General features: G+C 60.5%; 18 protein-coding genes. 8 read left to right on the top strand and 10 right to left on the bottom strand.

All coding sequences use genetic code 11. The annotated features are described in order from the left end of the window. Positions 1-16: 16 nt before the first annotated feature. Positions 17-1,054 carry a rod shape-determining protein MreB gene (gene mreB / locus HU727_RS17085; protein ID WP_002555108.1) on the bottom strand — a complete coding sequence of 346 codons (1,038 nt, stop codon included), beginning with the start codon at positions 1,052-1,054 and terminating at the stop codon, positions 17-19. Between the two features lie 211 nt (positions 1,055-1,265). Between mreB and gatC the strand changes: the two genes are divergently transcribed. From gatC to HU727_RS17055, 6 genes are all read left to right on the top strand, one after another. Further along, entirely contained in the window at positions 1,266-1,553 is a 288-nt protein-coding gene (gatC, locus tag HU727_RS17080; RefSeq protein WP_024011606.1) for an Asp-tRNA(Asn)/Glu-tRNA(Gln) amidotransferase subunit GatC, read from the top strand. A 16-nt stretch (positions 1,554-1,569) separates the two neighbouring features. Then, positions 1,570-3,021, top strand: coding sequence for an Asp-tRNA(Asn)/Glu-tRNA(Gln) amidotransferase subunit GatA (gene gatA / locus HU727_RS17075; protein ID WP_186532705.1), 1,452 nt, complete (start codon positions 1,570-1,572; stop codon positions 3,019-3,021). A 10-nt stretch (positions 3,022-3,031) separates the two neighbouring features. Then, positions 3,032-4,477: an Asp-tRNA(Asn)/Glu-tRNA(Gln) amidotransferase subunit GatB gene (gene gatB / locus HU727_RS17070; protein ID WP_186532704.1), complete on the top strand. Its 1,446-nt coding sequence runs from the start codon at positions 3,032-3,034 to the stop codon at positions 4,475-4,477. A 154-nt stretch (positions 4,478-4,631) separates the two neighbouring features. Next, a complete protein-coding gene (locus HU727_RS17065) occupies positions 4,632-5,003 on the top strand; it encodes a septal ring lytic transglycosylase RlpA family protein (RefSeq protein ID WP_186532703.1) in 372 nt (123 codons plus the stop codon). Positions 5,004-5,049: 46 nt separating this feature from the next. Beyond that, entirely contained in the window at positions 5,050-6,111 is a 1,062-nt protein-coding gene (locus tag HU727_RS17060; protein ID WP_186532865.1) for a calcium/sodium antiporter, read from the top strand. Beyond that, a complete protein-coding gene (locus HU727_RS17055; RefSeq protein ID WP_186532702.1) occupies positions 6,108-6,488 on the top strand; it encodes a carboxymuconolactone decarboxylase family protein in 381 nt (126 codons plus the stop codon). Before HU727_RS17060 ends, HU727_RS17055 begins: the two co-directional genes overlap by 4 nt. Positions 6,489-6,589: 101 nt before the next feature. Here the strand turns inward: HU727_RS17055 and HU727_RS17050 are convergent, their stop codons facing one another. The 5 genes from HU727_RS17050 to kdgD form a co-directional block, all read right to left on the bottom strand. Then, entirely contained in the window at positions 6,590-7,531 is a 942-nt protein-coding gene (locus HU727_RS17050; protein WP_186532701.1) for an AEC family transporter, read from the bottom strand. Positions 7,532-7,782: 251 nt separating this feature from the next. Next, the gene (gene garD / locus HU727_RS17045) at positions 7,783-9,336 is read right to left on the bottom strand and encodes a galactarate dehydratase (RefSeq protein ID WP_186532700.1); all 1,554 of its coding nucleotides are present in this window, start codon (positions 9,334-9,336) and stop codon (positions 7,783-7,785) included. 11 nt (positions 9,337-9,347) lie between these two features. Further along, positions 9,348-10,814, bottom strand: a complete 1,467-nt coding sequence (locus HU727_RS17040; protein ID WP_367617015.1) for an MFS transporter — start codon at positions 10,812-10,814, stop codon at positions 9,348-9,350. A gap of 76 nt (positions 10,815-10,890) precedes the next feature. Continuing rightward, positions 10,891-12,336 carry an aldehyde dehydrogenase family protein gene (locus tag HU727_RS17035; RefSeq protein ID WP_186532698.1) on the bottom strand — a complete coding sequence of 482 codons (1,446 nt, stop codon included), beginning with the start codon at positions 12,334-12,336 and terminating at the stop codon, positions 10,891-10,893. A 71-nt stretch (positions 12,337-12,407) separates the two neighbouring features. Further along, complete coding sequence (gene kdgD / locus HU727_RS17030; protein ID WP_186532697.1) at positions 12,408-13,319, bottom strand: 5-dehydro-4-deoxyglucarate dehydratase; 912 nt, start codon at positions 13,317-13,319, stop codon at positions 12,408-12,410. Between the two features lie 298 nt (positions 13,320-13,617). On the opposite strand from kdgD, the gene HU727_RS17025 reads away from it, so the two are divergent. After that, on the top strand, positions 13,618-13,998 hold the full coding sequence (locus tag HU727_RS17025; RefSeq protein ID WP_186532696.1) for a hypothetical protein: 381 nt from the start codon (positions 13,618-13,620) through the stop codon (positions 13,996-13,998). Between the two features lie 2 nt (positions 13,999-14,000). Here the strand turns inward: HU727_RS17025 and HU727_RS17020 are convergent, their stop codons facing one another. From HU727_RS17020 to HU727_RS17005, 4 genes are all read right to left on the bottom strand, one after another. Next, on the bottom strand, positions 14,001-14,750 hold the full coding sequence (locus tag HU727_RS17020) for a FadR/GntR family transcriptional regulator (RefSeq protein WP_178081198.1): 750 nt from the start codon (positions 14,748-14,750) through the stop codon (positions 14,001-14,003). 187 nt (positions 14,751-14,937) lie between these two features. Then, positions 14,938-16,665: an ABC transporter ATP-binding protein/permease gene (locus HU727_RS17015; protein WP_186532695.1), complete on the bottom strand. Its 1,728-nt coding sequence runs from the start codon at positions 16,663-16,665 to the stop codon at positions 14,938-14,940. A gap of 96 nt (positions 16,666-16,761) precedes the next feature. After that, positions 16,762-17,328, bottom strand: coding sequence for a response regulator transcription factor (locus tag HU727_RS17010; RefSeq protein ID WP_186532694.1), 567 nt, complete (start codon positions 17,326-17,328; stop codon positions 16,762-16,764). After that, positions 17,321-18,583 (bottom strand): ATP-binding protein, encoded by a 1,263-nt coding sequence (locus HU727_RS17005; protein ID WP_186532693.1) that lies wholly within the window; start codon positions 18,581-18,583, stop codon positions 17,321-17,323. Before HU727_RS17005 ends, HU727_RS17010 begins: the two co-directional genes overlap by 8 nt. Positions 18,584-18,835: 252 nt before the next feature. Here HU727_RS17005 and HU727_RS17000 point away from each other — a divergent pair, with 252 nt between their 5' ends. After that, positions 18,836-19,552 carry an SIMPL domain-containing protein gene (locus HU727_RS17000; RefSeq protein ID WP_186532692.1) on the top strand — a complete coding sequence of 239 codons (717 nt, stop codon included), beginning with the start codon at positions 18,836-18,838 and terminating at the stop codon, positions 19,550-19,552. The last annotated feature ends 496 nt before the right edge of the window (positions 19,553-20,048 follow it).

The raw sequence follows: 20,048 nt of genomic DNA, 5'->3' as shown, positions 1-20,048 counted from the left end.
TATTGCGATCGGCGACTTACTCGCTCGAAAGCAGATCCATGGTGTGCTTGTCCATCATTTCCAATGCACGGCCACCGCCGCGAGCTACACAGGTCAGCGGATCTTCGGCAACGATCACCGGCAGACCGGTTTCCTGAGCCAGCAACTTGTCGAGGTCACGCAGCAGCGCGCCACCACCGGTCAGCACCAGGCCACGCTCGGCGATGTCGGAAGCCAGTTCCGGCGGCGATTGCTCCAGGGCGCTTTTCACGGCCTGAACGATGGTTGCCAGCGACTCTTGCAGAGCTTCCAGCACTTCGTTGGAGTTCAGGGTGAATGCGCGTGGAACGCCTTCGGCCAGGTTGCGACCGCGAACGTCGACTTCGCGAACTTCGCCGCCCGGGTAGGCCGTGCCGATTTCCTGCTTGATGCGCTCGGCGGTGGATTCACCGATCAGGCTGCCGTAGTTGCGGCGCACGTAGGTGATGATGGCTTCGTCGAAACGGTCACCGCCAACACGTACGGATTCGGCGTAGACCACGCCGTTCAGCGAGATCAGGGCGATTTCAGTGGTACCACCACCGATATCGACAACCATCGAACCGCGCGCTTCTTCAACCGGCAGACCGGCACCGATCGCAGCGGCCATTGGCTCTTCGATCAGGAACACTTCACGGGCACCGGCACCAAGGGCCGATTCACGGATGGCACGACGCTCGACCTGGGTCGATTTGCATGGAACGCAGATCAGCACACGAGGACTGGGCTGCAGAAAACTGTTTTCGTGAACCTTGTTGATAAAGTACTGCAGCATCTTTTCGCAGACGCTGAAGTCAGCGATCACGCCGTCCTTCATCGGACGAATGGCGGCAATGTTGCCCGGTGTACGGCCGAGCATGCGCTTGGCCTCGGTGCCGACAGCAACGACACTTTTCTGGTTACCGTGTGTCCGAATGGCCACAACCGATGGCTCATTCAGGACGATGCCGCGCTCGCGCACGTAAATAAGGGTGTTGGCAGTGCCCAGGTCAATGGAAAGATCGCTGGAAAACATGCCACGCAGTTTCTTGAACATGGGAAAGGGACCCTAGGCAACGCGTGGGTAAAAAAGTGCGGCAAACTCTAACAACGACAGGGATTTTGGGCAAGGCGCCAATATGTTAAATTGGCCGCTTTTCTGTGCACCAAGCCCCACAATCGCGGCCTTATGACCGTAGAAGTGCGGTAGTGTTCCGACAATCTAACACACGGACGCCGTCCGTTCTGTTTTCCACTGGAGAATCCCGATGGCGCTAGAACGCTCCGACGTGGAAAAAATCGCGCATCTGGCCTGCCTTGGCCTCAACGATGCCGATCTTCCGCACATTACTTCCGCCCTCAACAGCATTCTCGGGCTGGTCGACGAAATGCAGGCCGTTGATACCGACGGTATCGAGCCGCTGGCCCACCCCCTGGAAGCCAGTCAGCGCCTGCGCGCCGACGTGGTGACCGAGACGAATAATCGCGAGGCCTACCAGTCCATCGCACCAGCGGTCGAAAACGGCCTGTATCTGGTTCCGAAAGTCATCGACTAAAGGGAAAGAGCCTGCAATGCATCAAATGACTCTGGCCGAGATCGCCCGCGGTCTCGCCGATAAAAAGTTTTCTTCCGAAGAGCTGACCAAAGTCCTGCTGGCGCGTATTACCCAGCTCGATCCGCAGCTCAACAGTTTCATCAGCCTCACCGAGGATCTGGCCATCGAGCAGGCGAAAGCCGCCGATGCGCGCCGGTCCAACGGTGAGAGCGGCGCCCTGCTCGGCGCGCCGATCGCTCACAAAGACCTGTTCTGCACCCAGGGCATCCGCACCAGCTGCGGCTCGAAGATGCTCGACAACTTCAAAGCGCCGTACGACGCCACCGTGGTTGCGAAGCTGGCCGCTGCCGGCGCCGTGACGCTGGGCAAGACCAACATGGACGAATTCGCCATGGGTTCGGCCAACGAGTCGAGCTGGTACGGCGCGGTGAAAAACCCGTGGAACCTTGAACACGTACCGGGCGGTTCGTCCGGTGGTTCGGCTGCCGCAGTTGCTGCGCGCCTGCTGCCAGCGGCCACCGCCACCGACACGGGCGGCTCGATCCGCCAGCCGGCGGCGTTCACCAACCTCACCGGCCTGAAGCCGACCTATGGTCGTGTTTCGCGCTGGGGCATGATCGCCTACGCCTCCAGCCTCGATCAGGGCGGCCCCCTGGCGCGCACTGCCGAAGACTGCGCCATCCTGCTGCAAGGCATGGCCGGATTCGATCAGAACGACTCCACCAGCATCGACGAGCCGGTCCCGGATTACTCCGCCAGCCTCAACGATTCGCTGCAGGGCCTGCGCATCGGCGTACCGAAGGAATACTTCAGCGCCGGCCTCGACCCGCGCATCGCCGAACTGATCCAGAACAGCATCCAGCAATTGCAGAAGCTCGGTGCCGTGATCAAGGAAATCAGCCTGCCGAACATGCAGCACGCGATTCCCGCGTACTACGTGATCGCGCCAGCCGAGGCATCTTCAAACCTGTCGCGCTTCGACGGTGTGCGTTTCGGCCATCGCTGCGAGAACCCGGAAAACCTCATCGACCTGTACAAGCGTTCCCGTGGCGAAGGCTTCGGCGCGGAAGTGCAGCGCCGGATCATGGTCGGTGCGTACGCGCTGTCCGCCGGTTACTACGACGCTTATTACCTGAAAGCGCAGAAGATCCGCCGTCTGGTGAAGAACGATTTCATGGCCGCCTTCAACGAGGTCGACATCATCCTCGGCCCGACCACGCCGAACCCGGCCTGGAAGCTCGGCGCCAAGAACAGCGACCCGGTCGCCGCCTATCTGGAAGACGTCTACACCATCACTGCCAACCTCGCCGGCCTGCCGGGCCTGTCGATGCCGGCCGGTTTTGTCGACGGTCTTCCGGTGGGCGTGCAATTGCTCGCGCCGTATTTCCACGAAGGTCGCCTGTTGAACGTTGCCCATCAGTATCAATTGAATACCGATTGGCACACCCGCACCCCAACCGGCTTCTGAGGAGAAACACATGCAATGGGAAGTCGTGATCGGGCTGGAGATTCACACTCAGCTCACCACCCGGTCGAAAATCTTTTCCGGTAGTTCCACCACGTTCGGCTCCGAGCCGAACACGCAGGCGAGCCTGATCGACCTGGGCATGCCCGGCGTGTTGCCGGTGCTCAACCAGGAAGCCGTGCGGATGGCGGTGATGTTCGGTCTGGCGATTGACGCCGAGATCGGTCAGCACAACGTGTTTGCCCGTAAAAACTATTTCTACCCGGACCTGCCGAAGGGCTACCAGATCAGCCAGATGGAATTGCCGATTGTTGGCAAGGGCCATCTGGACATCGCCCTGGAAGACGGCACAGTCAAACGCGTCGGCATCACGCGCGCGCACCTGGAAGAAGACGCCGGCAAGAGCCTGCACGAAGAATTCAACGGTGCCACCGGCATCGACCTGAACCGTGCCGGCACACCGCTGCTCGAAATCGTCTCCGAGCCGGACATGCGCAGCGCCAAGGAAGCCGTGGCTTACGTCAAGGCGATCCACGCGTTGGTGCGTTACCTGGGCATCTGCGACGGCAACATGGCTGAGGGCTCGCTGCGTTGCGACTGCAACGTGTCGATCCGTCCGAAAGGCCAGGTTGAATTCGGCACGCGCTGCGAGATCAAGAACGTCAACTCGTTCCGGTTCATCGAGAAGGCCATCAACTCCGAGATCCAGCGTCAGATCGAGCTGATCGAAGACGGCGGCAAGGTGATTCAGCAGACTCGCCTGTACGATCCGAACAAGGACGAGACCCGTCCGATGCGTTCGAAAGAGGAAGCCAACGACTACCGTTACTTCCCCGATCCGGATCTGTTGCCGGTGATCATCGAAGAGTCGTTCCTGGGCGAAGTGCGCGCCACTCTGCCGGAACTGCCGCCGCAAAAGCGCGAACGCTTCCAGAGCCAATTCGGCCTGTCGGCCTACGACGCCAACGTGCTGGCCACCAGCCGTGAACAAGCGGATTACTTCGAGAAGGTCGCAGCCATTGGTGGCGACGCCAAACTGGCGGCCAACTGGGTGATGGTCGAGTTGGGCAGCCTGCTCAACAAACAAGGCCTGGACATCGACGAGTCGCCGGTTTCCGCCGAGCAATTGGGCGGCATGCTGCAGCGCATCAAGGACAACACCATCTCCGGCAAGATCGCCAAGGTTGTGTTCGAGGCGATGGCCAACGGCGAAGGTAGCGCTGACGAGATCATCGAAAAGCGTGGCCTGAAGCAGGTGACCGACAGCGGCGCAATCTCGGCGGTGCTGGACGAAATGCTTGCGGCCAACGCCGAGCAGGTCGAGCAATACCGCGCGGCAGACGAAGCCAAGCGCGGCAAGATGTTCGGCTTCTTCGTCGGCCAGGCCATGAAAGCGTCCAAAGGCAAGGCCAACCCGCAGCAGGTGAACGAACTGCTGAAAAGCAAGCTCGAAGGCTGATTCTCGCCCCGCGCTCGGGGATCGTTCCCACGCTCCGCGTGGGAATGCCGCCCCGGACGCTCTGCGTCCATGGTGTGACGCAGAGCGTCACGGGATGCATTCCCACGCAGGAGCGTGGGAACGATCACTTGGGATTGTTATTGGGAGCTTTCGAATGAAACGTTTGCTCGGCGCCTGCGCCCTGCTCTCTTTACTGGCCGGTTGCGCCAGCAGCGGCACCGTCGACCCGCACGGTTACGACCAGACCGGCGTCGCCTCTTATTACGGTGCAAAGCACCACGGTAAACGCACCGCCAGCGGCGAAGCGTTCAACCAGCATTCCCTGACCGCCGCCCACCGCCAGTTGCCGTTCGGTACCCGGGTGAAGGTCACCAACCTGAAAAACGATGAATCTGTCGTGGTTCGCATCAATGATCGCGGCCCGCACACTCGTGGCCGGATCATTGATTTGTCGCGCGGGGCCGCCGAGGAAATCGGCATGCTGCGCAGCGGCACCGCACGGGTTCGTGTGCAGGCCCTCGACTGATGGAGCATCGACCATTTTCGGATTAGCCGATTTACCGTTGATCAACGTGATCGAGCTGCTCAGCGGCCTGGGCCTGTTGATCATTGGTGCCGAGCTGATGGTGCGCGCCGCCGTGCGCCTGGCTGAGCGTCTGCATGTGCGCCCACTGATCATCGGTCTGACCATCGTTGCCCTCGGCAGCAGCGCGCCGCAAATGACAGTAAGCCTGCAGGCGGCATTGACGCATAACCCGGATATCGCCGTCGGCAGCGTGGTCGGCAGCGGCATTTTCAATATCCTTGTAACCCTTGGCCTGGCGGCGTTGATCATTCCGCTGCGCGTGTCGCGGCAGCTGGTACGCCTGGACATTCCGCTGATGATCGGCGCCAGCCTGCTGGTGTTCATCCTGGCCTGGAATAAAGACATCGGACGCTTCGACGGCGTCCTCCTGCTCGCAGCCTTGGCGCTGTATCTCGGCCTGCTGTTGCGCCAGTCACGACACTCGACCCGCCCCCACACAGAGCGACCGCAGGAAACGCAGCAATCGTGGCTAGTCAGTGTGCTGATGATTCTCGCCGGCCTGGCTCTGCTGGTGTTCGCCGGCCGTTTGTTGCTCGGCGCCGCCGTGAGCGTGGCAACCGACCTTGGGCTGTCGGAACGGGTGATCGGCCTGACCGTGGTTGCAATCGGCACCTCGCTGCCAGAACTGGCGACCTCGCTGATCGCTGCTCTGCGCGGGCAACGGGACATTGCGGTGGGCAACGTGATCGGCGCCAACCTGTTCAACCTGCTCGGCGTGCTGGGACTGACCGCGTTGATCGCGCCGGCACCGCTGTCGGTGTCGCCCAACGCACTGGATTTCGACTTGCCGGTGATGCTCGGCGTCGCCGCGCTTTGCTTGCCGGTGTTTTACTCCGGCTACCGCGTGACCCGCGCTGAAGGTCTGTTGCTGTTGGGTTTGTATCTGGTCTATGGGCTGCACGTGGTGTCGTTCACCACCGGCATGCCGCTGGCCGGCAAGCTCGAGCGGCTGATGCTGTTTTATGTCCTGCCGGCGCTGCTGACGTTTCTGCTGCTCACGTCGATCCGCGCCTGGCGTCGTCAACACCACAAGGGGGATGTGCCATGAGCGAATCGAAGCAATCGGGGATTGAGATCCGCCGTCAGGTAATGGGCGATGCGTTTGTCGACCGGGCGCTGGGCAACGCCACCGAGTTCACTCAGCCGCTGCAGGATTTCGTCAATGAGCATGCCTGGGGCGGCGTATGGAATCGGGAAGGATTGCCGCTCAAGACCCGCAGCCTCATTACCCTCGCGGCGCTGACCGCATTGAAGTGCCCGCAGGAGTTGAAGGGTCACGTGCGCGGCGCGCTGAACAATGGCTGCACGGTAGAAGAGATTCGCGAGGCGCTATTGCATTGCGCGGTGTATGCCGGTGTGCCGGCGGCGATCGATGCGTTTCGGGCGGCACAGGAAGTGATTGATAGCTACCAAAAGCCAGAGTGACCGCCTTCGCGAGCAGGCTCGCTGCCACATTTGGAATGCGTTTCCCTGTGGGAGCGAGCCTGCTCGCGAAGAGGCCCTGAGCAACACCACAACATTCAAAATCAGATCCACCCACCCCACTGCAACACAAATATCCCGACATTGGTGGTAATGGCCGCCATCAATGTGGTCAACACAATAATCGCCGCTGCCAGCTCATGATTACCCTGCGCCGCCCGGGCCATGACGAAGCTGGCCGCCGCCGTCGGGCTGCCGAAATACAGAAACAGAATCCCCAGCTCCGCACCGCGAAACCCCCACAGCCACGCCCCCAGCGTTGCCAGCACGGGCAGACCGATCATCTTCACCAGACTGGAACTGAGCGCCATCTTGCCGCTCTTGCGCAGCGCCGCCAGCGACAGCGTGCCGCCGATGCAGATCAGTGCCAGCGGCAATGTGGTCTGTGCCAGATACTGACCGGAGGTTTCCAGCCAGCCCGGCAGGCCGATCTTGAAATACGCGAACGGCGCCGCCGCAATCACGCTGATGATCAGCGGGTTGCTGAACACGCTTTTGCAGATGCTCCACGGATCGGACTTGATCACCGGGCTGTACACCGCCAGCACAATCGTCGACAGCGTGTTGTAAAACAGGATCACCAGCGCCGCGAGAATCGCGCCAAGGGAAATCCCGTAATCGCCGTACATGCTGGCCGCGAGCGCCAGACCGATCACCCCGTTGTTGCCGCGAAAGGCGCCTTGGGTATAGATGCCGCGGTCTTCGCGCGGGCAGCGCAAAATCGCCCAGCCCCACGCCACGGCGAAACTCACCAGCGTGGCGAGGGAAAAGTAGATCAGCAAAGAAGGTTGCAGGGCGGCATGCAGGTCAGCGTGCAAGATGCCGAGAAACAGCAGCGCCGGCATGGTGACGTTGAACACCAGCGACGACGCGGTGTGGATGAAGTTGTCGTTGATCCAGTCGATGCGCTTGAGCAGCACACCGAGAAACAGCATGGCAAACACCGGCGCGGTGATGTTCAGGGTTTCGAGGAAGATTGCCAGCATGCCGGAGAGCCTTGGGTGCGCTTAGTCAGGGGGGCAATGATAAAGCAAAAGCCCCTCACCCTAGCCCTCTCCCAAAGGGAGAGGGAACCGATCGGGGGATATTTAAACAATCCACCGACCTGAAATGACATCGTCGAATCCATAATCGACCCGATTTGTCAGGTCGATGTATAGCGCAAAACAACTCGGTCGGCCCCCTCTCCCTCCGGGAGAGGGCTGGGGTAAGGGGCTTTTGATCTTCCATGAAACGATCAGGTAATCGGCGCCGGGTTGAACAGCGTGATGTCGTTGTGCAGTTTGTGCTTCTCCGCCCAGGTCTGCTGCTTGCCGCTCGCAACATCCAGGTAATAGTGAAACAACTCCCAGCCCAACTCCTCTATGGTCGCGCGCCCGGTGGCGATGCGCCCGGCGTCGATGTCGATCAGATCCGGCCAGCGCTGCGCCAATTCCGTGCGGGTCGAAACCTTCACCACCGGCGCCATCGCCAAGCCATAAGGCGTGCCACGCCCGGTGGTGAATACGTGCAGATTCATCCCGGCCGCCAATTGCAAGGCTCCGCAAACAAAGTCACTTGCCGGCGTCGCGCAGAAGATCAGCCCTTTGTGCTTGAAACGCTCGCCGGGGCCGAGCACGCCATTGATCGCGCTGCTGCCGGACTTGACGATCGAACCCAACGATTTCTCGACAATGTTCGACAGGCCACCCTTCTTGTTGCCCGGCGTGGTGTTGGCACTGCGATCCGCTTCGCCCTTCGCGAGGTAGCGATCGTACCAGTCCATTTCGCGCACCAGTTCCTCGGCCACGGTTTGCGTTTGCGCCCGAGACGTCAGCAGATAGATCGCGTCGCGCACTTCGGTGACTTCGGAAAACATCACGGTCGCCCCGGCGCGCAGCAGCAAGTCCGAGGCATAACCCAGTGCCGGGTTGGCGGTGATCCCGGAGAATGCATCGCTGCCTCCGCACTGCATGCCCAGAATCAGCTCGGACGCCGGCACCGTTTCGCGGCGGCGTTGGTCGAGTTTCTTCAGGCGCACTTCGGCCAGGTCCATGATCTGCTCGATCATTTCGGTGAAACCGTGACTGGAGTCCTGCAAGCGATACAGCCATGGATCGCTGAGATCGACGGACGCGTCGTCCTCGTGCATCACCTGCCCGGCCTGCAGTTTTTCGCAGCCCAGGCTGATCACCAGGGCTTCGCCGCCCAGGTTCGGATTGCGCGCCAGATTGCGCACGGTGCGAATCGGAATGTAGGCGTCGGTGGCGGTGATCGCCACGCCACAGCCGTAACTGTGGGTCAGCGCCACCACATCATCAACGTGCGGATACTTGGGCAGCAGCTCGTCCTTGATGCGCTTGACCGCGTGATCAAGCACGCCGGTCACGCACTGCACCGTCGTGGTGATGCCAAGAATATTGCGCGTGCCGACGGTGCCGTCGGCATTGCGATAACCCTCGAACGTAAAGCCTTCCAGCGGAGCCTGCGCGTCCGGCACATCGGTGCACAGCGGCAAGCTGTCCAGCGGCGGCGCGGTCGGCATGCGCAGTTGATCTTCCTTGACCCAACTGCCGCGAGGGATCGGCTGCAACGCGTAGCCAATGATCTGCCCGTAGCGAATCACCGGGCCACCTTCAGCAATGTCCTCAAGGTTGACTTTGTGGCTCTGCGGGACGAAATCCAGCGTCACCAGCCCGTCGGCAAACTCAGTACCGGCCGGTACGCCCTGATCGTTCACCACCACTACAACGTTGTCCCGCTCGTGCAGGCGGATGTAGCGCGGCGAGTCGGAATGTTCAATCAACTGCATGACGCCGCTCCTCAGGAATGCGCTTGGGACAGATTGCCGGTGACTTCATCACCACCCTTGGCTGGCGGCTCTTTCAAGACCACGCGCTTGATCGGGCCGACGATCACCAGATAGCTGAATACCGCCACCAGCGCATTGGCGCCAACAAACACCAGTGCCCACTTGAACGAACCGGTGGAGCTGATGATGTAACCGATGACGATCGGCGTGGTAATCGACGCGATGTTGCCGAAGGTGTTGAACAGGCCGCCACTCAGACCGGCAATCTGTTTCGGCGAGGTGTCGGAGACCACCGCCCAGCCCAGTGCGCCAACGCCTTTGCCGAAGAATGCCAGGGCCATGAAGCCGACAACCATCCATTCCACGTCAACATAGTTGCACGCCACGATGCTGCTGGAGACCAGCAAACCGGCAATGATCGGTGCCTTGCGGGCGAAGGTGAGCGAGTGGCCCTTGCGCAGCAGGTAGTCGGAAATCACCCCGCCGAGCACGCCACCGATGAAGCCGCAGATCGCCGGCAACGAGGCGATGAAACCGGCCTTGAGAATGGTCATGCCGCGCTCTTGCACCAGGTACACCGGGAACCAGGTCAGGAAGAAATAAGTGATGCCGTTAATGCAGTACTGGCCCAGATACACGCCGAGCATCATGCGGTTGGTCAGCAGCTGACGGATGTAATCCCACTTCGGACCGTCGGACTTCTTGCCCTTCTGATCCATGTCGACCATGCCGCCGTTATCGGCGATGTGCTTGAACTCGGCGTCATTGATGCGTGGATGTTCGCGCGGGCTGTAGATGACTTTCAGCCAGACCAGCGAGAACACGATGCCGAGGATCCCCATGACGATAAACACGTGCTCCCAGCCGAAGCTGTAGACGATCCAGCCCATCAGCGGCGCGAACAACACGGTGGCAAAGTATTGCGCCGAGTTGAAGATCGCCGAAGCGGTGCCGCGTTCTGCGGTCGGGAACCACGCGGCGACAATGCGCGCGTTGCCGGGGAACGATGGCGCTTCGGCCAGGCCGACGAGGAAGCGCAGCATGAACAGCGCAACCACCGCCGTGGACATGCCGAATTCACCGACGAAGCCTTGCAGCACGGTGAACAGCGACCAGGTGAAAATGCTCAGGGCATAGACTTTTTTCGAGCCGAAGCGATCAAGCAACCAGCCACCGGGAATTTGCCCGGCCACATAGGCCCAACCGAATGCAGAGAAGATGTAGCCGAGGGTGACGGCGTCGATGCCGAGGTCTTTTTGCAGGCTGGAACCAGCGATGGCAATAGTCGCGCGGTCCGCGTAGTTGATCGTGGTCACCAGAAACAGCATGAGCAGGATCAAATAGCGGACGTGCGTCGGCTTTTGAGTCAGTTGCATGTGGATGTACTCCCACTGATTATTTTTATGCGGGTAAAACATTCTTTGGTCTTGCATTTTCCCCGTAGGAGCTGCCGAAGGCTCGGGCCGCGTTCGGACGATCTTTTGATCTTGTTTTTTTTCAAGATCAAGATCAAAGATCGCAGCCTTCGCAGCTCCTACAGGGGGTATTGCTGTATCAGGAACCGATGTAACTGGTCTTCACGACCGTGTATAACTCTTGCGCATAGCGGCCCTGCTCGCGGGAGCCGTAGGATGAGCCTTTACGGCCACCGAACGGAACGTGGTAATCGACGCCGGCGGTTGGCAGGTTGACCATGACCATCCCGGCCTGGGAGTGGCGCTTGAAGTGGTTGGCGTACTTCAAGGAGGTGGTCGCGATGCCGGCCGAAAGCCCGAACTCGGTGTCGTTGGCCATTGCCAGCGCGGCTTCGTAATCAGCGACGCGAACGATGTTGGCCACGGGGCCGAAGATCTCTTCGCGGCTGATGCGCATCGACGCTTCGCTGTCGGCGAACAGCGTTGGAGCAAGGTAGTAACCTTCGGTTTCGCAGGTCACCAGTTCACCGCCGCTGACCAGTCGCGCGCCTTCGGACTGACCGATGCCGATGTACTTCATGTCCTGATCAAGCTGCGCCTGGGACACCACCGGACCGATGTCAGTGCCGGACTTCAGCGCGTGGCCGACCTTGATCGACTTCATGCGCTCGGCCATGGCTTCAACGAACTTGTCGTGAATCCCGGCAGTGACGATCAGACGGCTGGACGCTGTGCAGCGCTGGCCAGTGGAGTAGAACGCGCTCTGCACCGACAGCTCGACCGCTTGTTTGAGGTCGGCATCGTCGAGAATGATCTGCGGGTTCTTGCCGCCCATTTCCAGCTGCACTTTGGCCTGACGCGACACACAGTTGACCGCAATCTGACGGCCAACGCCGACGGAACCGGTAAAGCTGATGCCATCGACTTTCGGGCTCTGTACCAGGGCATCGCCGACTACGCGACCGCTGCCCATCACCAGGTTGAACACGCCGGCAGGGAAGCCTGCGCGGGAGATGATTTCGGCCAGCGCCCAGGCGCAACCCGGCACCAGATCGGCCGGTTTCAATACCACGCAGTTGCCGTAGGCCAGGGCCGGGGCGATTTTCCATGCAGGGATGGCGATCGGAAAGTTCCACGGAGTGATCAGACCGACCACGCCCAGCGCTTCACGGGTCACTTCTACGTTGACGCCCGGGCGTACCGACGGCACGTAGTCACCGGACAGACGCAGGCATTCACCGGCGAAGAACTTGAAAATGTTGCCGGCGCGGGTCACTTCGCCGATGGCCTCAGGCAAGGTCTTGCCTTCTTCCCGGGCCAGGAGCATGCCGAGCTCATCACGGCGGGCCAGGATTTCCGTGCCGACTTTGTCCAGCGAATCGTGACGGGCCTGAATGCCCGAGGTCGACCAGGCCGGGAACGCCGCGCGGGCGGCGTCGATGGCGGCGTTGACCTGAGTCAGGTCAGCCTTGGCGTAGTCGCCGATGTTGTCGCTCAATTCGGACGGGTTGATATTGGCCGAATAATCGGCACCGGCGACCCATTCGCCGTTGATGAAGTTGTCGTAGCGTTTTGCAGTTGTCACAGGGCAGCCCTCAACTCTAAAAGCCTTTACGCAAAAAGCCGCTGATTGCTCAGCGGCTTCGCTCTTCTCGTTTATTGCGCGCCTTGCTTGTCGATCAGCGCGGCGAGCATTTCGTACTCTTCGCCGGTCAGGTCGGTCAGCGGCGCACGCACCGGACCTGCGTCATAGCCGGAGATTTTTGCACCCGCCTTGACGATGCTCACAGCGTAACCGGCCTTGCGGTTGCGGATGTCGAGGTACGGCAGGAAGAAGTCGTCAATGATCTTGCCGACGGTGGCGTGATCTTCGCGAGCGATCGCGTGGTAGAAGTCCATCGCGGTTTTCGGAATGAAGTTGAAAACGGCCGAGGAGTAAACCGGCACGCCCAGCGCCTTGTAAGCAGCCGCGTAGACTTCGGCGGTCGGCAGACCACCCAGGTAGCTGAAGCGATCACCGAGGCGGCGACGGATCGACACCATCAGCTCGATATCGCCCAGGCCATCCTTGTAGCCGATCAGGTTCGGGCAGCGTTCAGCCAGGCGCTCGAGCAGCGGCGCAGTGAGGCGGCAAACGTTGCGGTTGTAAACGACCACGCCGATTTTCACCGATTTGCACACGGCTTCAACGTGATCGGCAACGCCGTCCTGGCTCGCTTCGGTCAGGTAGTGCGGCAGCAGCAACAGACCTTTGGCGCCCAGACGCTCGGCTTCCTGAGCGTATTCGATGGCCTGGCGGGTCGAACCACCCACGCCGGCGAGAATCGGCACGCTGGTGGCGCAGGTGTCGACGGCAGTCTTGATGATTTCCGAGTACTCGCTGGCAGCCAGGGAGAAGAACTCACCGGTGCCGCCCGCTGCGAACAGGGCCGAAGCGCCATACGGAGCCAGCCATTCCAGGCGTTTGATGTAGCCCGCGCGGTTGAAATCGCCCTGCGCGTTAAAATCGGTCACCGGGAAAGACAACAGGCCGGCAGAGAGGATGGACTTCAGTTCTTGTGGATTCATTATTCGAACACCCTGGTAGCAACGTTTTATTGTGAGTGGACCGTTCAGCCTTAGCCGAAGTTGTAGGTCATCGTACAACTTAAAAAGTAACCGTCAACTGCATTTCATCGTTGGCGGCACATTTTTGTCAGACAAGATTGGCTTTGGCGCTAGCTGAAATCGCTACGAGGCTCGCCCTTGGCGCTTTCGCTGGCGGAAATATTTGGTCTGGATTCGTTTAACCACCACGGGACGAGCCGCTCGTAAAGTACGGCGACTGCCATGAAGGATCGTGGCGGACCACTCAAGGGAAGCCGATATGCCAATGCACTTTGCCGCACCCACCCTCGCCCACGTCGCACCCGCACAGCACGACCGCATTACGCTCCAGCTCTCGCAACTGCCGGACATCCTGACCGTGGAGGTCCCTGATTCCAGCGATTTATCGGCGAGCTGGAGCGTCTACGCGATTCTGGGCAGCGATGCCGAAGAACCCGAATGGGAGGGTGACGAAGTGGACACCGGCGCCTGGGATGACGCCGGGGATGAGATGGAAAAACTGTTCGACATCGAGGTGCAGTTGCCGAAGGAGGCCCTGCAGCCGTACCTGAACCGCGAGGTGGAGTTGCGGTACAAGTTTCGTGACGAGTCGAGCATGGAGCCGTATTCCCAGGCGCTCAGATTGTGGATCGAGGCCTGATCCTAGCCTCGCTGCGCCTGCGCCTCTTCATGGGCCTGGCGCAGTCTTTCGCGGCTGTTGGTCAAATGCAGGCGCATCGCGGCACGCGCGGCATCGGAATCCTGACGGGCAATCGCGTCGTAGATTTCTTCGTGCTCGCGGCTCAGACGCCCCATGTAGTGCTGCTGATCATCGTGAGCCAGTCGCGCCGAATTCAGACGCGTACGCGGAATGATGCTGGTGCCCAGGTGGGTCATGATGTCTGTGAAATAGCGGTTGCCGGTGGACAACGCGATTTCCAGGTGGAAAGCAAAGTCCGACGATACGGCGTCGCTGGCATGGGATGCACTTTCGTTCAATGCGTCCAGGGCGGCGCGCATGGTCGCCAGTTGCTCGGGACTGCGGCGCTGCGCGGCGAGGCCGGCGGATTCCACTTCAAGGCTGATGCGCAATTCGAGAATGGCCAGCACGTCACGCAACGTGACGACGGTGGCCGGGTCGATGCGGAAACCGCTCGGGCTTGGCGTGTCGAGGACGAAAGTGCCGATGCCGTGACGGGTTTCCACTTGGCCGGCGGCCTGCAAACGGGAAATCGCCTCACGCACCACGGTGCGGCTGACGCCATGGGCTTCCATGATCGCCGACTCGGTGGGCAATTTGTCACCGCGCTTGAGCAGCCCATCGCGGATCTGTTCGCTCAACACCGTCACCAATTCCTGGGCGAGGCTGCGGCGCTTGCGGGGGAGGCGCGGGGTGTCGATCAGCTTTTCCATGGTCTGCATCTTGTCTCGAAAGTTCGGCTTGTGGGCATGATAGCTCAAGCGAGTTGTACGATCACCGCCCAGATCACATTGCCCTATTGTGGGAGCGAGCCTGCTCGCGAAAGCGGTACTTCAGGCGACAGATTTGTCAACCGGTACGACACCTTCGCGAGCAGGCTCGCTCCCACAGATAAAGTGCTCAGACGATTATTGCCTGCTCCACCAAATGCCCGCCATCGATCCGAACATGCCGAGGATGGAATCGTTTCAAACTGCTTCGATGGCCGACGCTGACAATGCTCAACCCCGGAATCTGATCGATCAGCGCCTGATACAACGTCGCCTCGTCTTCTTCATCCATCGCCGAGGTGGCTTCGTCCATGTACAGCCATTGCGGCGCATAAAGAAGCGCGCGGGCAAAAGCCAGGCGCTGCTGCTCACCGGGTGAAAGCATGCGTTGCCAGTGATTGGCTTCGTCCAGCCGCGCAACCAAATGCGGCAAGCGGCAGGTTTCCAGTACCTGTGCATAACGCTTCGGCGTATAGGTGTCGCCCGGCTGTGGATAACTCAGTGCTTCACGCAAAGTGCCGATCGGCAGATAAGGCTTTTGCGGCAAGAACAGATAACGCGCCGCCGGTAGCCGAATATTGCCGTGGCCTTTCGGCCATAAGTGTCCCATCGCCCGCAGCAGAGTGGATTTACCGCTGCCGGAACGCCCGCTGAGCATCACCCGCTCGCCCGGTTCAACGGTCATGTCGGCGCTGGTCAGCAAATGACGGCCATCGGCCAGGTCAAGCCCAAGGTTATGCACCTGCAATTCGCTGCCCTGGTTCTGTACGTCGATGGCCGGGGTGCGCTGTTCGTTGTCGGTCATGGCCTGACGAAAACTCAGCAGACGATCACAGGTGGCGCGCCATGCGGCCAGATCAGAATAGGCGGTGATGAACCAGCTGAAATTCTCTTGCACGTTGCCGAAGGCCGAGTTGATTTGCATCAGCTCGCCCAATTCGATTTTGCCGGACAGGTAGCGCGGCGCCGCGACGATAAACGGGAAAATAATTGCGATCTGGCCGTAGCCGGACGTGAAAAACGTCAGGCGCTTGGATACGCGCATGATGTCCCAGAAGTTGTGCCAGACCAGCCCGAAGCGGCTGCTCAAACGGCGATTTTCGTTCGGTTCGCCGTTGTACAACGCGATGCTTTCAGCGTTTTCACGCACGCGGACCATCGAGAAACGCAGGTCAGCTTCGAAGCGTTGCTGCTGGTTGTTCAGGCCGATCAGCCGCCGACCGATCAGGTGCGTCAGCCAGCTACCGACCGCCGCGTATAACAGCGCACACCAGAACATGTACCCGGGAATCTCGATGCCGAACACTTCGATACTGCCCGACACGCCCCATAAAATAATCGAGAACGACACCAGGCTGACAATCGTACGCAGCAGCCCGAGCCCCAGGCTCAGGGTGTTGGCCGTGTAGGTGTTGAGGTCTTCGGAAATCCGCTGATCGGGGTTATCGGTGTAACCGCCCTGCTCCAGCTGATAATAGTTTTTGTGGTCGAGCCAGCGTTTGAAGTGTTTTTCGGTCAGCCACGCCCGCCAGCGGATGGTCAGCATCTGCGTCAGGTACAGGCGATACACCGCGCCAAGAATCGCCACCGTAGCAATGCCGCAGAAATACAGGATCAACTTCCAGAACGCCGCTTCATCCTTTTTCTGCAGGGCGTTATAGAAATCCTTGTACCAACTGTTGATCCACACCGAAATCGCCACGCTGAACAGCGTCAGCGCAATCACGGCAATCAGCAACGTCCAGGCCTTGCCCTTCTCTTCACTGCGCCAGTAAGGCGTGGTCATCGCCCAGACCTTGCGAAAAAACTGCCCGCGCACAGCATCGTTGACCGCGGAATATTCAGCGTTCTGATTCATGGATAAGGCTCGATATAGAAAAGAACAGATACGCGCCGATCATAGATGATCGACGCGTTTTATCGCGAGGGTTGGCGATAGTCGTTCAGCGCAGGTTCAGCGACGGACCGGACGCTTCTGCAGTTTGCGCTGCAGGGTGCGGCGGTGCATGCCCAGCGCGCGGGCCGTGGCGGAGATATTGCCTTCGTGCTCGGTCAGCACGCGCTGGATGTGTTCCCACTGCAGGCGATCGACCGACATCGGATTTTCCGGCACCAGACTGTCGAGGTCAGCGTGCTCGGAGAGCAACGCGGCCAGCACGTCGTCGGCATCGGCCGGTTTGCACAGGTAGTTGCAGGCACCGCGCTTGATCGCCTCGACGGCCGTGGCAATGCTCGAATAGCCGGTGAGGATCACCACGCGCATTTCCGGGTCAAGTTCCAGCAGCTTCGGCAGCAGCACGAGACCGGAATCGCCGTCCATTTTCAGGTCGAGCGCGGCATAGTCCGGCAGATCGGCCTGAGCAATGGTCAGGCCTTCCTCGGCGGAACCTGCGGTGCTGACGCGAAAGCCACGGCGAGCCATGGCGCGGGCCATGACGCGGGTGAAGGTCGCGTCGTCGTCGACCAGCAGCAGATGCGGCAGTTCTTCGCCTTCGCCTTCGACTTGGATTTCGTCACTCATGTTGGTCTCCTCGGGCGCCATGGGGCAGGCGCAGCTCGGTGAGCGTGCCGCCTTCCTCATGACTATAGAGTTTCACTGAGCCGCCGGCGCGTGTCACGCTGGCCTTGCTCAAAAACAGGCCCAGGCCGAAACCTTTGCCCTTGGTGGTAAAAAACGGTTTGCCGATCTGCTCGGCGATGGCCAGCGGCACACCGGCGCCGTGGTCACGAATGCTGATGGTCAGGGTTTCCGAATCCCAGTCGAGCGTGACTTGCAGATTGTCCGGACAGGCATCGGCGGCGTTGTTGAGCAGATTCAGCAGTGCCTGGGTCAAGTCCGGCGGCGGCGCCATGCGTGGCACGGCGCCCTGGCCCAGGCGCTGGAAGCGGTAACTGGCCTCCGGGCGCATCAGGTGCCAGCGGTTCAGCGCTTCGTCGAGCCAGTCGGTGACATCCTGCATTTCCACCGCCAGACGCCGGTTGGCCTCGGCAGCGCGAACCAGTTGCTGCAATGTTTCCTTGCAGAGTTTGACCTGATCCTGCAGCACTTTCAGATCGTCCTGCAGCATCGGATCGGGATGATCCTGCTGCATCTCCTTGAGCAGCACGCTCATGGTCGCCAGCGGCGTACCCAGCTCATGCGCCGCGCCAGCAGCTTGCGTGGCGACGGCGAGTAACTGCTGATCACGCAGGCCTTCTTCACGACGAATAGCCCGCAGCTCTTCCTGCCGACGCAGCTCTTCAGCCATGCGCGCGGCGAAGAACGTAATGACCGCCGCCGCCAGGGCGAAACTCAACCACATGCCGTAGATCTGCAGATTTTCACGGGCCACCGGCAAGGTTTCCAACGGATAGAACCGCGTCAGCATCACGGTGTACAGCGCCAGCGCAATGCCCGACAGAATCACCGAATAACGCCAAGGCAACGTCACCGCCGCGATGGTCAGTGGCACCAGATAATAGGAAACGAAAGGGTTGGTCGAACCGCCGGAGAAATACAGCAGCGCGCTGTGAATCACCAGATCGCAGGCCAGTTGCAGCGCATATTCAAGCTCGGTCACCGGCCACGACGTGCGCAGCCGCACGGCGGTGAACACGCAGAGCAGAATCGAGCATCCCAGCGTCATCGCCAGTTGCACCCACGGCAACGGCAATAATTGCAGCCAGTAGGCCAGGCCCACAGACCCGGCCTGTGCGGCCAGCACCAGGGTGCGGATAAAAGTCAGCCGCCAAAGGTTCTGGCGAGTGGCGGAAGTCAATTGTACGGGGGCGAGCATGAGCTCTCCTGATGAGCGCTCCAGGCGGATCACACGGAGTATAACCAAGGCGCGGGGTCCAGAGGCGAAAGTGCGGCAAACGACCACAGGTCTTGCCGGGCAACAGGGTTAGCGCGCCACAAAAGCACTGCCGCCCTACCAGGCTGATCTGTATCGAAGTTGTAACTGGGCGAACCGGATCATAAAAGTTAGAGTCTGATGGTTCACGCAGGCTTTTCGAACCATCACCTGCGCCCTCATCAAGGAGCTTTCATGCACACATTTCGCCGCAGCGCCGCCCTTCTCGCCCTGACCGTCGGCAGCGTCGCCAGCCTTCCGGCGCTCGCCGCCGATGAGCTGCATTACAACCAGATTTCCCTGCGCGCCGAAGTCAGCCAGGAAGTGGCCCGCGACCAGATGATCGTGACGCTCTACACCGAAGAGCAAAACACCGACCCGGCCAAACTCGCCGCCGCCGTCAGCACCACCATGAACAAGGCAACGGCCCAGGCCAAACAGGTCAAAGACATCACGCTGCGCACGGGCAGCCGCAACAGCTACCCGATCTACGACACCAAGGGCCAGAAAATCACCGGCTGGCGCGAACGCGCCGAACTGCGCCTGGAAAGCACCGACTTCGCCGCCCTGTCCAAACTCACCGGCGAACTGTTGACCGACCTGAAAATGGGCGGCATGGACTTCGCCATCGCCGACCCGACCCGGAAGGCCAGCGAAGACCAACTGCTGAAAGAAGCCGTCACCGCCTTCAAGACCCGCGCTCAACTGGCCACCGACGCCTTGGGCGGCAAGGGCTACAAAATCGTCAACCTGAACCTCAACAGCAACGGCTACCCACAACCGTACCTGCGCGCCCCGATGATGATGAAAGCGGCCGCCATGGATTCCGCGCCGGTCACACCGGAAGTTGAAGCGGGCACCAGCCAGGTCAGCATGACCGCCGATGGCTCGATTGAAGTGTTGATGCAGTGACTTGAATGGGTCTGAGTAGAGAGCCGGCAATCCGTGAAGGGTTGCCGGCTTTTTTGTGCTCGGGATTTGTGGTGAATGATCAAGCTTTCGCGAGCAGGCTCGCTCCCACAGAAAAGCAAAGCAGCGCAGCTGCCCGCGGCGAAGCCGCCCCATTCAACAATGAGCGCAAGCTCGAGTACCGCTCTTGATCCACAGGCGACGTCGGAAGGCTGAGTGGAGGGATTGATCCGGGCGTGGGAGCGCAGCGACCGTACGACGCAGTCGTGCACAGCGAGTGTAGGTGCAGCGAAGCAAACCGGAGCCGCTGCGCCCGGATCAGTCCCGGAGCGAAGGAACCCGAGCCTGCGAGGGCCGAACGCAGGAGCAAGCCTTTTGGGTTACCTTTTTGGCGTTTGAAAAAGGTGACTCGCCGTAAGGGCGAAACCGCCAGCCGCAACACCGCAAAAACGGATATTCACCCAAAAACCAAAGAGCCTGGTCGGCCCAAAGGCCGCCA

This window comes from Pseudomonas khorasanensis, assembly GCF_014268505.2.
Lineage (GTDB): Bacteria > Pseudomonadota > Gammaproteobacteria > Pseudomonadales > Pseudomonadaceae > Aquipseudomonas > Aquipseudomonas khorasanensis.
Note: the sequence above shows the minus strand (reverse complement) of the source record. Positions and strands in the feature narration are given on the sequence as shown.

Bases quoted from the DNA above. Each gene is read 5' to 3' on its own strand.
- HU727_RS17005 (WP_186532693.1), bottom strand. From the start codon at position 18,583: ATGCTCGCCCCCGTACAATTGACTTCCGCCACTCGCCAGAACCTTTGG.
- HU727_RS17010 (WP_186532694.1), bottom strand. From the start codon at position 17,328: ATGAGTGACGAAATCCAAGTCGAAGGCGAAGGCGAAGAACTGCCGCAT.
- kdgD (WP_186532697.1), bottom strand. From the start codon at position 13,319: ATGAATCCACAAGAACTGAAGTCCATCCTCTCTGCCGGCCTGTTGTCT.
- gatB (WP_186532704.1), top strand. From the start codon at position 3,032: ATGCAATGGGAAGTCGTGATCGGGCTGGAGATTCACACTCAGCTCACC.
- HU727_RS17055 (WP_186532702.1), top strand. From the start codon at position 6,108: ATGAGCGAATCGAAGCAATCGGGGATTGAGATCCGCCGTCAGGTAATG.
- HU727_RS17065 (WP_186532703.1), top strand. From the start codon at position 4,632: ATGAAACGTTTGCTCGGCGCCTGCGCCCTGCTCTCTTTACTGGCCGGT.
- gatA (WP_186532705.1), top strand. From the start codon at position 1,570: ATGCATCAAATGACTCTGGCCGAGATCGCCCGCGGTCTCGCCGATAAA.
- HU727_RS17050 (WP_186532701.1), bottom strand. From the start codon at position 7,531: ATGCTGGCAATCTTCCTCGAAACCCTGAACATCACCGCGCCGGTGTTT.
- gatC (WP_024011606.1), top strand. From the start codon at position 1,266: ATGGCGCTAGAACGCTCCGACGTGGAAAAAATCGCGCATCTGGCCTGC.
- HU727_RS17000 (WP_186532692.1), top strand. From the start codon at position 18,836: ATGCACACATTTCGCCGCAGCGCCGCCCTTCTCGCCCTGACCGTCGGC.
- mreB (WP_002555108.1), bottom strand. From the start codon at position 1,054: ATGTTCAAGAAACTGCGTGGCATGTTTTCCAGCGATCTTTCCATTGAC.
- garD (WP_186532700.1), bottom strand. From the start codon at position 9,336: ATGCAGTTGATTGAACATTCCGACTCGCCGCGCTACATCCGCCTGCAC.
- HU727_RS17025 (WP_186532696.1), top strand. From the start codon at position 13,618: ATGCCAATGCACTTTGCCGCACCCACCCTCGCCCACGTCGCACCCGCA.
- HU727_RS17015 (WP_186532695.1), bottom strand. From the start codon at position 16,665: ATGAATCAGAACGCTGAATATTCCGCGGTCAACGATGCTGTGCGCGGG.
- HU727_RS17020 (WP_178081198.1), bottom strand. From the start codon at position 14,750: ATGGAAAAGCTGATCGACACCCCGCGCCTCCCCCGCAAGCGCCGCAGC.